This window comes from Arthrobacter sp. ov407 (assembly GCF_900102895.1).
Classification (GTDB): Bacteria; Actinomycetota; Actinomycetes; order Actinomycetales; family Micrococcaceae; genus Arthrobacter.
On the sequence record NZ_FNGD01000021.1, the window covers coordinates 14,899 to 27,497 of the forward strand.

The window sequence follows — 12,599 nt, forward strand, 5'->3', positions numbered from 1 at the left end:
CGGCCGCACGAGGTGCAGGGAGGTGTCTAAGCGACGGCAAAACCCCGGTTCCGGCGGACCCAACCACGACTCCGGCGACGGCGAAACTGCGGTTCCGGCGGGACCCAACCCCAAAGAAGCTGGGACTACTTAGCGGCGCGCTGGCGGGAGATCTCGTAGAGGGAGATGCCGACGGCCATGGAGGCGTTGAGCGATTCCATGGCGGAGTCGATCGGGATGGAGACGATCTGGTCGCAGTTTTCGCGGACCAGGCGGCTCAGGCCCTTGCCCTCGGAACCTACGACGATGCACACCGGTTCGGTGGCCAGGGCGAGCTCGGGCAGCGAGACGTCGCCGTCGCCGTCGAGGCCCAGGACGTAGATGCCCATGTTCTTGAAGGCCTTGAGCGTGTTGTTCAGGTTGGCCGCGCGTGCGACCGGGACACGGACTGCTGCGCCGGCGCTGGTCTTCCACGCCGAGGCGGTGACGCCCACGGAGCGGCGCTCGGGGACGATGACGCCGTGGCCGCTGAAGGCCGAGACGGAGCGGATGATCGCACCGAGGTTGCGGGGATCGGTGATGCCGTCGAGGGCAACGAAGAGCGGGGCGTTGGCTACGTGGCCCTTCTTCCAGGACTCGAGGGTCTCCTCCGCGAGCTCGTATGCGTCCTGGTATTCGTACGGCGGGATCTGCAGCACGAGGCCCTGGTGGATGGCGTCGTCGGTCATGCGGTCAAGTTCGGGCTTGCCGGTTTCCATCAGCGGGATGCCGCGTTCGGCGGCGAGCTTCAGGGATTCCTTGACGCGGTCGTCCATTTCGATGCGGACGGCGACGTGCAGGGCCTTGGCCGGGATGCCGGCGCGCAGGGCTTCAACCACCGAGTTGCGTCCGGTGACAACTTCTTCGGTGGCGCGGCCCTTGGGTCCGGAGCGGCCGGTGCGGGCGGCGGCACTGGTGGTGCGGCTGCCGCTGGCGCGCTTGGCCTCGGAGCGTTCCGAGAGCTGCTTGTTCTTGAACGCCTTGTGGTAGGGGCGGTCCTCCGCCTTCGGCGTGGGGCCCTTGCCCTCAAGCGCCTTGCGGCCGTGACCGCCGGTTCCGACGGAGGGGCCCTTCTTCAATTTGACCGAGCGGCGACCGTTATTGGCCATGAGTTTCACCCTTTAAATACGCGATTCATTGATAAGTCTGACCTCCAGTCTACTGACTCGAGTTAAATCCTCGACCGGAAGGGACGACGACGGCCCACGTCACCGGCCGCCGTCAACGACGTTCAGCCGCGCTTCAGGCTCCAGCTCGCCCCTTCGGGGCCGTCCTCGACGACGACGCCGGCGGCGGTCAGAGTGTCCCGGATGGCGTCGGACGCCACCCAGTCTTTGGACGCCCGGGCGTGAGCCCGCGCCGCCAGCTGCGCCTCGACCAGGACGCCAAGTGCGGTGTTGGCTTGTTCGTCGGCGGCCGGTGTCGCGGTGGCGTTGAGGCCGAGGACATCCAGCATGGCGGTGACGCTGGCGAGTGCCTGCCCCGCGGCGTCGAGATCCCCGTCAGTGAGGGCGGTGTTGCCGGCGCGGACGGTATCGTGCAGAACGGCGAGGGCCTGCGGCACGTTGAGGTCATCGTCCATGGCCGAAGCAAAAGCTTCCGGGACGGAAGTGGTTGACGAACCCGATCCCGCGTCAGGGAGGACCCGGCCGGCGCGGCTGATGAACCCGTCGATCCGTTCGACGGCGGCGGCGGCTTCCTGCAGGGACGTCGGCTGGTAGTCCAGGACCGAGCGGTACTGCGCCTGCCCGAGGTAGTACCGGACAACGCGCGGCGGGGCGAGTTCGAGCATTTCCGCCGGGCTGACGGTATTGCCGATGGACTTGGACATCTTCTCGCCGGCGTAGGTGACCATGCCGTTGTGCATCCAGAAGTTGGCGAAGCCGTGGCCCGCGGCCTGGGACTGGGCCATCTCGTTTTCGTGGTGCGGGAAGCGCAGGTCCAGTCCGCCGCCGTGGATGTCGAACTCGGTGCCCAGGTACTTGGTGACCATCGCGGAGCATTCGAGGTGCCAGCCCGGGCGGCCGGCGCCCCACGGCGAGGACCAGCTCGCCGTCGTCGGCTCCCCGTCCTTGTAGCCCTTCCACAGCGCAAAGTCGCGGGGGTCCCGCTTGCCGCGCGGGTCGGCGTCCCCGGCACTCTGCATGTCGTCGAGTCTTTGGCGCGTCAGGGTCCCGTACTTGGACCAGGAGCGCACGTCGAAGTAGACGTCGCCGGAGTCGTCGAGGGCCGGGTAGGCGTGGCCGCGATCGATCAGCTGCTGGATGAGGGCATGCATTTCCGGAATGTGACCGGTGGCTCGGGGCTCATAGGTGGGGCGGGAGACGCCCAGGGTGTCGTAGGCCTTGAGGAATTCCTGCTCGTAGCGGTAGGCCAGGGCCCACCACTCCTCGTTGCGCAGGGCCCCGGGCTCGTCCTCAAAGTCGGGGCCGAAGGACGCGGCGGACTTGGCGAGGATCTTGTCGTCGATGTCGGTGACGTTGCGGACCGCCGTCACGCGGAAGCCGCGGTACTGCAGCCAGCGGGTCAGCTGGTCGAACGCGATGGCCGAGCGGATGTGGCCGACATGTGGCATGCCCTGCACGGTGGCTCCGCAGTAGTACAGGCTAACGTGGCCAGGTACCAAGGGGACGAAGTCGCGGACTTCGGCGGATGCAGTGTCGTAAAAGCGCAGGGTCACCGCTCCAGATTAGCCGATGGCGCTCCGCGGCTTTACCGGCGGCCTTGCTGGCGGCCGGGAGCCCGGCACCACCGATCCGGGCAACCTACTTGCAGTATTGCCCGATCTTGTTGATCTGCTCCGTGAGCTGGGCGGTCTGTTCGTCGGTCTTGGTTCCCGTGGGGCTCGCCGCAACCTGCTTCATGATATCGGCCATCTGGTGGATCGGGGCGCCCACCTCAGGCGCCACTTTGTCCGCAACTTCCTGGTAGTGCTGGCCAATCTGCCCGGCCTGCTCCTTCGCGCTCCCGGAGGGCACGAAGGTATCGGTGTTGAGGAACTTGCAGCTTTCTTCGACACTCAATCTTGGCGTCGCGCTGGGTGCGGTCGTCGAGCCGGCACAGCCGGTCAGCATGGTCCCTGCCACGAGTACGACGGCGGTCAGCAGCTTCTTCACGGCAGGTCTCCTGACGGTTTGGAACGGGAGGTCCCGGTTGGGTCTTCCCCTTCAAGCCTAGGTGACCGGGGACGGCAGTGTTTAACCGGCCGTGCTTAACCTCCGGTGCTTAGCCGGCCGGATAGACCAGCGCTGTTGCCACGGCCGAGATCCCCTCGCCGCGGCCGGTAAACCCGAGTCCGTCGCTCGTGGTGGCCGTGACGCTGACCGGCGCCGCGGCAGCGTCGCTGAGGACCCGCTGGGATTCCTCCCGCCGCGGGCCGAATTTGGGCCGGTTGGCCACGAACTGTACGGCGATATTGCCGATTTCGAATCCGTGGGCGCGAACAATCCTGGCGGCTTCGGTCAGCAGGGTCACGCCGGACGCCCCGGCATACTCGGGCCGGTCCGTACCGAAATGCGTGCCCAGATCTCCGATCCCGCAGGCCGAGAAAAGCGCGTCGGCGGCGGCGTGCGCCACGGGGTCGCCGTCGGAGTGGCCGGACAGTCCCCGCTCCCCCTCCCAGAAGAGGCCGCCGAGCCACAACGGCTGCGGCTTGTCTTCGGCGGCGAAGGCATGGACATCGATCCCGATCCCGGTCCTGGGGATCAGCGGCGCATCGGTGGACATGCTCATCCCTCCACCCAGCGCACGCCCAAGGGCCCTTCGAGGAGGCCTTCGGCCAGGATCAGGTCCAGGGGTGTGGTGATCTTCAGGGACTGGCTGGCGCCCCGCACGGCGTGGACGGGGACGCCGATAAGCTCCACGAGCATCGCGTCGTCCGTGACGAGGGCGGCCTGGCCGGCGTCGAACCCGGCAGCAGCCTCGTGGGCGCGTTTGAGGGTGGCGAAGGCGAATCCCTGTGGCGTCTGCACGGCGCGAAGCGACTCACGGGGCGCCGTCCCGGTGACCAGCTCGGGGGCCACCGCGGCGCCGTCGCCGGTGGTCGGCTCGACGGTCTTGACCGTGTCAACGACCGGAATCACTGGAATGACGGCCGAGGCACCGGCGCCAAGCGCCGCTGCCACCCGGTGAAAGACGGCCTCCGGCGCCAGCGCCCGGGCGGCATCGTGGACCAGAACTGATTCGGTATCAGGCAGGAGGGCCGCCATCGCGGCGCGGACTGAATCGGAGCGGTTCGCGCCGCCGTCGACCACTGTGACCACCGGGACCTGGACCTCACGGCCCGGCGCGGCGAAGCTGTGCCCGGCCGCAAGCTCCTGGGTGAAAGCCTCGCACAGCGCCCGCAGCTCGGTGTCTCCCGGGGGGATTGCAATGCAGATCTGCCGCGCGATCCCGGCGGCCGCCACGCCGCGCAGGGCGTGGGTGAGGATGGTGTCCCCGCCGAGAGGCACTTTTGCTTTCGGCATGCCGTAGCCTAGGCGCTGGCCGGAGCCGGCGGCCACAACAATGACCGCCGTGACCGGACCGGCCGGTGACGTATTCGTCGGTGCAGTATCCATGGGCACAAGACTACGTCCCCGCGCCCCGGAGCATCCGGTTGCTCTATCAGCTGTGGCTGCGACCATATGACTCTGCCGCGCTCAGAGGGACCATACGTGATAGAGCAACCGAGGGGTGGCGGCCGAAAAAGGCAAAAAGAAGCCCCGGTGGCCTGATGCCACCGGGGTTCGATTCTTATCTGCGCCGGCCCTGCTGGGGCCAGCCCTGAGTTAGGAAGCCAGGACCTCGTCGAGAACGCTTGCAGCCTTCTCTTCATCAGTCTTTTCAGCCAGTGCCAGTTCCGAAATCAGGATCTGACGGGCCTTGGCCAGCATGCGCTTCTCTCCCGCGGAGAGACCCCGGTCGTGATCACGGCGCCAGAGGTCGCGGACGACCTCAGCTACCTTGATGACGTCACCGGAAGCAAGCTTTTCCAGGTTTGCCTTGTAACGACGCGACCAGTTGGTGGGCTCCTCAGTGAACTCGGCCCGCAGCACATCGAACACGTGCTCCAAGCCTTCTTTGCCCACTACATCCCGAACCCCAACCAGGTCAACGTTTTCTGCTGGAACTTCAATGGTCAGATCACCCTGAGCCACCTTGAGCTTGAGATACATCTTCTCTTCGCCCTTGACAGTGCGCATCTTGATTTCTTCAATTTTGGCTGCACCGTGGTGAGGGTAAACTACTGTCTCGCCGACCTCAAAAACCATGTGGACATTCCCCTTTCCCGCAGACCAGTTTATCACGATTAAGGCATACAACTGGCATCTAAAGGTGCCCGGAACCGCATGAATCCGGGGAAAATGGCCCCAATCCACCCCCTCAAACCCCTTGACGAATGCGGATAATAGTGCCTGCGGCCTTAACTGCCAAGAGGTTTCCGGCCCCCGCCAAGCGGGCTCCGGCCGGCGGAGAGGCACGCGTCCGTGCGCTTATGTGTAGGCCCCGAGTCCTTGTTTGAGGCCGATTGCGGCTAGGCTATGGCTGAATAATGTTTCAAGACTCTCAAGGAGTGCGTGACGTGCGTTTCACTGCGATGAACCGGGGCCAGCGCGGCAAGCTGGCAATGGCTACGGCTGCACTTGGCATCGGCCTGCTGTCCGTGACCGGCTGCGGCTACATCAACCCCCAGCAGACCTCGGAGCAGTACGCGGCCTCCGACGGAACCCACACTCACCTCGGTGCTCTGCAGCTGCGCAACTTCATCATCATCGCCGACGGCGAGGACAAGCCGGGCCGCGTGATCGGCGCCGTGTACAACACGTCCTCCAAGGACGTTGTGCTGACCATCAAGGGCGCCGAGGGGTCGCAGGCCCAGGTTCCAGTCAAGCAGAAGTCCCACACCCTGCTCAACGACTCCACCGCCCCGGCGATCCTGAGCACCGCCGGCGCCAAGCCGGGATCCATGGCCGAGGTCACCATCTCCGAGGACGGCACCACCCAGGACGCCACCTTCAAGGTTCCGGTCCTGGACGGAACGATCGTCGACTACAAGACGTACCTGCCGACGCCGGAGCCCACCGCCTCCAGCACGGCATCGCCGTCCGAGACGGCAACCTCGACCGAGACGGCCACGCCGACGCCGAGCAGCACCTCCGGCCACTAGCCCTCAGTTATCGCAAAAGGAGGGGCACCTGCGGGCGCCCCTCCTTTTGCATGCCCCCCGGACTTCCAGCCGCCCGGGCAGGCCGCCCACGCAGGCCGCCGGGCAGCTTCCTCCGCCGTTAGGGCTCGAACTTGTAACCCAGCCCGCGGACGGTGATCAGGTACCGCGGCGCGGAAGCATCCGGCTCGATCTTGCTGCGCAGCCGCTTGACGTGGACGTCGAGGGTCTTGGTGTCCCCCACGTAGTCTGAGCCCCAGACCCTGTCGATCAGCTGGCCGCGGGTCAGGACCCGGCCGGAGTTCCTCAGCAGCATTTCCAGCAGCTCGAACTCTTTGAGCGGCAGGGCGATTTGCTCGCCCCCGACGCTGACCACGTGGCGTTCAATGTCCATCCGGACAGGACCGGCCTGCACCGTACTGGAGACGAGTTCCTCCGGCTCGCTCTGGCGCCGAAGGACGGCACGGACCCGGGCCACGAGCTCCCGCGAGGAGTAGGGCTTGGTGACGTAGTCGTCGGCGCCCAGTTCCAGCCCCACCACCTTGTCGATTTCCGAGTCCTTGGCCGTCAGCATGATCACGGGCACCCCGGAGCGCTGCCGGAGTTGGCGGCAGACCTCGGTGCCCGACTGGCCCGGCAGTTGCAGGTCCAGGAGCACGAGGTCGGCGCCGTTGCGGTCGAATTCGGTGATGGCGTCCAGTCCGTTGTCCACCACCTCGACTTCGAACCCTTCTTTACCCAACAGATAGGACAGGGGGTCGCTGAAGGACTCCTCGTCCTCGACAATCAGAATCCGGCTCAAGCGGTAGCTCCTTGCTCATGGACGCCAGCGGCGTCACGTCGTTGCGGTCTGGGGTCCCGGCTGGAAGGGTGGGCAGCGGGCTTGCCGGCCTCGGGGACGTCGCCGTCGCCCTGCCCTTCTATCTCGGGAAGTCGAATGGTGAACGTGGAACCCTGGCCGAGCTGGGACCACAGGGTCACCTCGCCGCCGTGGTTGGAAATGACGTGCTTGACGATGCTCAGGCCAAGTCCTGTGCCTCCGGTCTGCCGGGAGCGGGCAGCATCCACCCGGTAGAAGCGCTCGAAGACGCGCTCCTGGTCCTCAGCGCTGAGCCCATCGCCCTGGTCCGTCACCGAGACCGCCACGAGGCCGTCCTTGGCCCGGATGCCCACACCCACCTTGGTGTTCTCCGGCGAGTACCGGATGGCGTTGTCGATCAGGTTGCGCAGGGCGGTGACCAGGAGGTCCTGGTCGCCGTAGACCATGGCATCGGCGTGCCCGCCGACCACCAGCCGGATGTTCTTGCTCTCGGCCGGCAGCTGGGAGCGGTCCACGGCCTCGCTGACCACTGTGTTGATGTCCACCGGGCGGCCCTGCTGCGCGACGTTGGCGCCCTGGAGCCGGGAGAGTTCGATGATGTCCTGGACCAGGGCCGCAAGCCGGGTCGATTCCTTGTGCATGCGCTTGGCGAACCGCTTCACCGCCTCGGGGTCGTCAGCGGACGATTCGAGTGCCTCAGCCAGGAGGGAGATCGCCCCGACCGGTGTCTTCAGTTCGTGGGAGACGTTCGCGACAAAGTCGTTGCGGACTTCCTCGGTGCGGGTGAATTCCGTCCGGTCATCGGCCAGCAGCAGGATGTATTCCTCCGTGATGACGGCTGCCCGGACCTGGACAACGATCGTTCCCTGGCCTAGCGGGCCGCGCGGCAGCTCCAGTTGCTGTTCGAGGATGACACCGTCCCGCCGCACCTTGGCCGTCAGTTCCAGCAGCTGCTGGTGCACCACGGTGTGCCCGCGGACCAGGCCATAGGCGTAGGCGGCAGGGCTGGCGCGGACCACGCCGTCGATCGCATCCACCACCACGAAAGCGCGGCCGAGGACGGCGAGCACTTCGGCGGCACCCTCGGGAAGCGAGGGGTCGTCGACGTCGACGTCGACAATGTGCCGCTGCTGCTCACTCACCCGGAACGCGAGTACGCCGAACATGCCAAACGAGAGGCCGATCAGGCCGGCGATCACGCCGATGAGCATTGGATCCACGGCTCCAGCTTATGCTCTGCTATGCGGCCGAAACCGAAATCTCCTGCGATTGGGGCGCCGGTTCAGCTAACGTTCATCTATTGGGGCGCAACAGTTCACCGGACACTGAGAGAGTTGACAGTTGGAGCGCCGGTAGGTGCACCGAAATAGGCCCGCCACTTCGATTGCAGGCAATATTTCCGAGGAAAGGACGCACACGTGCGTAAGGTTTTTCAGGAGGAGCTCGCCCAGGTAAGGGAACAGCTCGTCGAGATCTCAGCGCTGGTCACAGAGGCCATCGACAAGGCCACGACAGCTTTCGAGGGCGCCGATATCGACCTCGCCGAGGACGTGATTGCCGCCGATGCCCGCATCGATTTCCTGCAGAACAGCCTCGACGAGCGCGCCATCGACATCCTGGCCCTCCAGGGTCCGGTGGCGAGTGATCTGCGCATGCTGGTTGGTTCGCTCCGGATGAGCGCCTCGCTGGAGCGCATGGGCGACCTCGCCCGCCACCTGGCCCAGCTGGCGCGTCTGCGCTACCCGGCGTCAGTGGTTCCGGACCAGCTGCGGGAGACCTTCAAGAGCTTCGCGGAACAGGACCTGCTGATCGCCCAGAAGCTCACAGAACTGCTGGCAACCCGCGACCTCGGCCTTGCCCGGGACATCATGAAGGCCAACAGCGACGTCAACGACCTTCACCTGAGCGTTTTCACGGCGATCGCGCGCAGCGACTGGCAGGAGTCGCCGGCCACCACGGTCGACGTTGCCCTGGCCAGCCGCTACTTTGAGCGCTTCGCCGACCACGGCGTTTCGGTTGCCCAGAAGGTCACGTACCTAGTCACCGGCGCGTGGCAGCCGAACACCATCGAACACATCTGACGCCGGCTGCGCTGACAAAACTGCGCTGACAAAGTCGCGCTGACACAACGACGGCGTCCGGTCACCTTGGGGGTGGCCGGACGCCGTCGTTTGTGCTTTAACTTTGCGCTTTGCGCTGCGGGAAGCGTCTACTTCTTGCCCTGGTTGGCGACTGCCTTGATGGCCTCGGCTGCGGCCTCGGGGTCGAGGTAGGTGCCGCCCGGGTTCAGCGGCTTGAAGTCCTCATCCAGTTCGTAGACCAGCGGGATGCCGGTGGGGATGTTCAGGCCAGCGATGTCCTCGTCGCTGATCCCGTCAAGGTGCTTGACGAGGGCGCGGAGCGAGTTGCCGTGGGCCGTGACCAGGACGGTCTTCCCGGCCCGGAGGTCTTCCTTGATGTCCGATTCCCAGTACGGCATGAGCCGGATCAGGACATCCTTGAGGCATTCGGTGCGCGGGATGGCATCGCCGAGGTCCGCGTAGCGCGGGTCCCCCACCTGGGAGAACTCGGAATCGTCGGCCAGGGGCGGCGGCGGGGTGTCGTAGGACCGGCGCCACAGCATGAACTGCTCCTCGCCGAATTCGGCGAGGGTCTGGGCCTTGTCCTTGCCCTGCAGCGCGCCGTAGTGGCGCTCGTTGAGCCGCCAGTCGCGCTTGACGTCGATCCAGCCGCGGTCGGCCACTTCGAGGGTCATGTTCGCCGTGTTGATGGCCCGCTTCAACCGCGACGTGTAGAGGATGTCGGGGAGGATGTTGTTCTCCACGAGCAGCTCGCCGCCGCGCACGGCCTCGGCGCGGCCCTGGTCATTGAGGTCAACGTCCACCCAGCCGGTGAAGAGGTTTTTGGCATTCCAGTCGCTGTGGCCATGGCGCAGCAGAATCAGCTTGTAAGTCATGGTTTTCATCCTAGCCGAGCGGTCGGCGGCGGTGCCGAGCGTTACACCGCGGGCGCTTCACTCCAACGCGGGGTCACTTCCGGCCCATCCGCGGGCCCGACATGGGCCGTGAGTGACCCCGTGTTGGAGGATAGGCTTGGGCGGTGGTGCAGAAGGCTGAACGGGTGCTGTCCCCCCGGAACCAGGGCGGAACGAGAAGCGGCGCGCGTGGCGGCAGGCCCGTGGGCAACGTGACCCGTGGAACCACGAACCCCAACCGGATGCGCAGGGTGGACCGCTGGCTGACCGGGCCGCAGGCGTGGCGGCTGCGCGCCGCGGCCCATCCCCTCGCCGTCGACCTCGGCTACGGCGCCTCGCCGGCCACCGCCGTCGAACTCTTCGATCGCCTCGCGGCCGTCCGCGCGGACACGCAGGTGGTGGGCATCGAAATCGAGCCGGAGCGTGTCCGGCAGGCCCAAGCCCTTGAACGGCCCGGTCTGATGTTCCAGCTGGGCGGCTTCGAATTGCCGGTGACCGGAAATCCGGTGCTGGTCCGCGCCTTCAACGTGCTGCGGCAGTACGAGGAAGTCGACGTGGCAGGCATCTGGCGGCTGGTGCAGGACCGGCTCGCGCCGGGCGGGCTGTTCATCGACGGCACGTGCGATGAAATCGGGCGGCGCGCCGCCTGGGTGGCGCTCGACGTCGAGCGGCCGCTGAGCCTGAGCGTGTCCATGCGGTTCGGTGCCTTCGCGCTGCCTTCCGACGTTGCCGAAAGGCTGCCGAAGGCGCTGATCCACCGCAACGTGCCCGGCGAGAAAATCCACGCCTACCTGCAGGCGATGGACAAGGCCTGGCTGGAAGCGGCGCCGCTGGCGTCGTTCGGCAGCCGGCAGCGCTTCACGGCAATGTGCCGTGCACTGCTCGACGCCGGCTGGCCGATTCAGGACGGCCCGTCCCGCTGGCGGCTGGGCGAAGTGACGGTTGGCTGGGAAGCAGTGGCGCCGGGAACGTAGGGGTTCCTCGAGCCTGCGAGCTTAGGGGGCCGGTGCTGGGCCGGTGGGGATTACCAGGGCCCGTATGGGCCCATGTTGCGGCCGCGGCCACGGCCGGCGTCTTTGACCGCAGGACGGACGTCGGCGAGGTACACGGACGCGGCCGTCACGGCGGCAAGGCCGAAGATGCCGAGCGAACTGGCGCCGCCACCGCCGCCCAGCTGCGACAGCAGGGAGAACAGGCCCACGAGGAACGCGCCGCCGGTCAGGGCCAGCCAGAAGGTCTTGGTCCGCTTCGATACGGCCTCGAACGCGTTGGCCTTGTGCCGGAGGCAATCGAAAAACGCCCATGACTCCAGGGCAAAGGCCACGACGGCCAGGACCAGGTAAACCCCGGATTCGACAAAGTAAATGAGTATGCGTCCGTCCACTCCCCCAGCCTAGCCGTCCAGAGTCCCCAATGCCTGTTCCAAATCGGCCCAAAGGTCTTCCACGTTCTCGATGCCCACGCTCATCCGGACCAGGTTGTCCGGCACGCTCTCCGGCTCGGCCGTGTGCCGGCGCCGGCGTTCGATCAGGGATTCGACCCCACCGAGGGACGTGGCGGGGAGCCAGAGGCGCAGGGCGCGGATCATCCGGTCCGCGGCTTCCGCGCCGCTGCTGCCACTGTCCTGCCCAACTACCGGAGCCACCTCAATGCACAGGATGGACCCGAACCCCTTCATCTGCTCCTTGGCCCGCACGTGGCCGGGGTCCGAGGCCAGTCCGGGGAAACGGATGCCGGCAATCCGCGGATGACCGTTGAGCCGTTCGGCCAGGACCTGGGCCGACGCCTGCGAACGCTCGATCCGCAGCGCCAGGGTCCGGAGCCCGCGCAGCGCCAGCCACGCCTCGAACGGTCCGGCAATCCCGCCGTGAATGGTGCGGTGGTGCAGCAGGGCGGCGCGGAGACCGGCGTCGGAGGTCACCAGCGCGCCGAGCACGACGTCGGAATGGCCGGAGAGGTATTTGGTCACCGAATGGAGCACGACGTCGGAGCCCAGGCTCAGGGGCTGCTGCACCAAGGGCGTGGAAAAGGTGTTGTCCGTGACGACGATCGCGCCGGCCTCATGCGCCGCGGCGGTCAGGGCCCGCATGTCCGCCACCCCGAGCATGGGGTTGGTGGGACTCTCCAGCCACAGCATGCTGGCGGCGCGCCCGCCGGCCGGGGCGAGTGCGGCCACGACGGCGTCGGTGTCCGCGATGTCCACCGTCCGCAACTCGAGGAAGCCCTTGGCCGCCAGTTCGGTGGCCATGGTGACCGATCCCGCGTAGCTGTGCGACGGCATTACGAGCACGCCCTGGGCGGGCACCAGGGACAGGGCCGAACTCACGGCGGCGAGTCCAGAGGCGTAGAGCAGGCCCGGCAGGTCAGCGCCTTCCAACTGCCCCAGCGCCTCTTCGAAGGGATCCCACGTGGGATTGGAATACCGGCCGTAGCCGCGGTCGCCGTCGCCCAGCGGTCCTGTGCCGAAGTACGTCGAGGACAGCACCAGCGGCGGGTTGACGGGTTCGTCGCGGGTGCGCGGCGGGCGCCCTGCCGCCACAACCAGGGAATCCGGCGAGAGCGTGGCGGCCTGTTCTTCAGAAAGACTCATGGAGACAGGGTACGTGGGCGCCCCGCAGGGTACCCAAGCCGTTACGCCGCAC

Annotated in this window: 14 protein-coding genes; 3 read left to right on the forward strand and 11 right to left on the reverse strand. The window is 66.7% G+C overall.

What is annotated here, in order from left to right; translation table 11 throughout:
- Window positions 1-125: 125 nt before the first annotated feature.
- From rlmB to BLS42_RS19440, 6 genes are all read right to left on the reverse strand, one after another.
- On the reverse strand, window positions 126-1,127 hold the full coding sequence (gene rlmB / locus BLS42_RS19415) for a 23S rRNA (guanosine(2251)-2'-O)-methyltransferase RlmB (RefSeq protein WP_090584016.1): 1,002 nt from the start codon (window positions 1,125-1,127) through the stop codon (window positions 126-128).
- A 122-nt stretch (window positions 1,128-1,249) separates the two neighbouring features.
- On the reverse strand, window positions 1,250-2,698 hold the full coding sequence (gene cysS, locus BLS42_RS19420) for a cysteine--tRNA ligase (protein ID WP_090583987.1): 1,449 nt from the start codon (window positions 2,696-2,698) through the stop codon (window positions 1,250-1,252).
- 85 nt (window positions 2,699-2,783) lie between these two features.
- On the reverse strand, window positions 2,784-3,134 hold the full coding sequence (locus BLS42_RS19425; protein WP_090583988.1) for a hypothetical protein: 351 nt from the start codon (window positions 3,132-3,134) through the stop codon (window positions 2,784-2,786).
- Between the two features lie 109 nt (window positions 3,135-3,243).
- Window positions 3,244-3,744 carry a 2-C-methyl-D-erythritol 2,4-cyclodiphosphate synthase gene (ispF, locus tag BLS42_RS19430; protein ID WP_371129622.1) on the reverse strand — a complete coding sequence of 167 codons (501 nt, stop codon included), beginning with the start codon at window positions 3,742-3,744 and terminating at the stop codon, window positions 3,244-3,246.
- A gap of 2 nt (window positions 3,745-3,746) precedes the next feature.
- Window positions 3,747-4,577: a 2-C-methyl-D-erythritol 4-phosphate cytidylyltransferase gene (ispD, locus tag BLS42_RS19435; protein WP_090583990.1), complete on the reverse strand. Its 831-nt coding sequence runs from the start codon at window positions 4,575-4,577 to the stop codon at window positions 3,747-3,749.
- Between the two features lie 210 nt (window positions 4,578-4,787).
- Window positions 4,788-5,270: a CarD family transcriptional regulator gene (locus tag BLS42_RS19440; RefSeq protein WP_026266570.1), complete on the reverse strand. Its 483-nt coding sequence runs from the start codon at window positions 5,268-5,270 to the stop codon at window positions 4,788-4,790.
- 326 nt (window positions 5,271-5,596) lie between these two features.
- On the opposite strand from BLS42_RS19440, the gene BLS42_RS19445 reads away from it, so the two are divergent.
- Complete coding sequence (locus tag BLS42_RS19445) at window positions 5,597-6,166, forward strand: hypothetical protein (RefSeq protein WP_090583991.1); 570 nt, start codon at window positions 5,597-5,599, stop codon at window positions 6,164-6,166.
- 118 nt (window positions 6,167-6,284) lie between these two features.
- Here the strand turns inward: BLS42_RS19445 and BLS42_RS19450 are convergent, their stop codons facing one another.
- Window positions 6,285-6,965, reverse strand: a complete 681-nt coding sequence (locus tag BLS42_RS19450) for a response regulator transcription factor (RefSeq protein ID WP_090583992.1) — start codon at window positions 6,963-6,965, stop codon at window positions 6,285-6,287.
- On the reverse strand, window positions 6,962-8,194 hold the full coding sequence (locus BLS42_RS19455; RefSeq protein ID WP_090583993.1) for a sensor histidine kinase: 1,233 nt from the start codon (window positions 8,192-8,194) through the stop codon (window positions 6,962-6,964). Before BLS42_RS19455 ends, BLS42_RS19450 begins: the two co-directional genes overlap by 4 nt.
- Window positions 8,195-8,401: 207 nt before the next feature.
- Between BLS42_RS19455 and phoU the strand changes: the two genes are divergently transcribed.
- Entirely contained in the window at window positions 8,402-9,064 is a 663-nt protein-coding gene (gene phoU, locus BLS42_RS19460; protein WP_090583994.1) for a phosphate signaling complex protein PhoU, read from the forward strand.
- Between the two features lie 128 nt (window positions 9,065-9,192).
- Here the strand turns inward: phoU and BLS42_RS19465 are convergent, their stop codons facing one another.
- A complete protein-coding gene (locus BLS42_RS19465; protein ID WP_090583995.1) occupies window positions 9,193-9,939 on the reverse strand; it encodes a phosphoglyceromutase in 747 nt (248 codons plus the stop codon).
- Window positions 9,940-10,082: 143 nt separating this feature from the next.
- Between BLS42_RS19465 and BLS42_RS19470 the strand changes: the two genes are divergently transcribed.
- Window positions 10,083-10,931, forward strand: a complete 849-nt coding sequence (locus BLS42_RS19470) for a class I SAM-dependent methyltransferase (RefSeq protein ID WP_176803571.1) — start codon at window positions 10,083-10,085, stop codon at window positions 10,929-10,931.
- A gap of 50 nt (window positions 10,932-10,981) precedes the next feature.
- On the opposite strand, the gene BLS42_RS19475 is transcribed toward BLS42_RS19470, so the two are convergent.
- Both BLS42_RS19475 and BLS42_RS19480 read right to left on the reverse strand, forming a co-directional pair.
- A complete protein-coding gene (locus BLS42_RS19475) occupies window positions 10,982-11,341 on the reverse strand; it encodes a DUF2516 family protein (RefSeq protein WP_090583996.1) in 360 nt (119 codons plus the stop codon).
- A gap of 9 nt (window positions 11,342-11,350) precedes the next feature.
- Window positions 11,351-12,547, reverse strand: coding sequence for a trans-sulfuration enzyme family protein (locus BLS42_RS19480; protein ID WP_090583997.1), 1,197 nt, complete (start codon window positions 12,545-12,547; stop codon window positions 11,351-11,353).
- Window positions 12,548-12,599: the final 52 nt, after the last annotated feature.

What these genes read in the sequence shown, in the direction of transcription:
- rlmB (WP_090584016.1), bottom strand. Translation starts at nt 1,127, where the DNA reads ATGGCCAATAACGGTCGCCGCTCGGTCAAATTGAAGAAGGGCCCCTCC.
- ispF (WP_371129622.1), bottom strand. Translation starts at nt 3,744, where the DNA reads ATGTCCACCGATGCGCCGCTGATCCCCAGGACCGGGATCGGGATCGAT.
- ispD (WP_090583990.1), bottom strand. Translation starts at nt 4,577, where the DNA reads ATGGATACTGCACCGACGAATACGTCACCGGCCGGTCCGGTCACGGCG.
- BLS42_RS19440 (WP_026266570.1), bottom strand. Translation starts at nt 5,270, where the DNA reads ATGGTTTTTGAGGTCGGCGAGACAGTAGTTTACCCTCACCACGGTGCA.
- BLS42_RS19445 (WP_090583991.1), top strand. Translation starts at nt 5,597, where the DNA reads ATGAACCGGGGCCAGCGCGGCAAGCTGGCAATGGCTACGGCTGCACTT.
- BLS42_RS19455 (WP_090583993.1), bottom strand. Translation starts at nt 8,194, where the DNA reads ATGCTCATCGGCGTGATCGCCGGCCTGATCGGCCTCTCGTTTGGCATG.
- BLS42_RS19465 (WP_090583995.1), bottom strand. Translation starts at nt 9,939, where the DNA reads ATGACTTACAAGCTGATTCTGCTGCGCCATGGCCACAGCGACTGGAAT.
- BLS42_RS19480 (WP_090583997.1), bottom strand. Translation starts at nt 12,547, where the DNA reads ATGAGTCTTTCTGAAGAACAGGCCGCCACGCTCTCGCCGGATTCCCTG.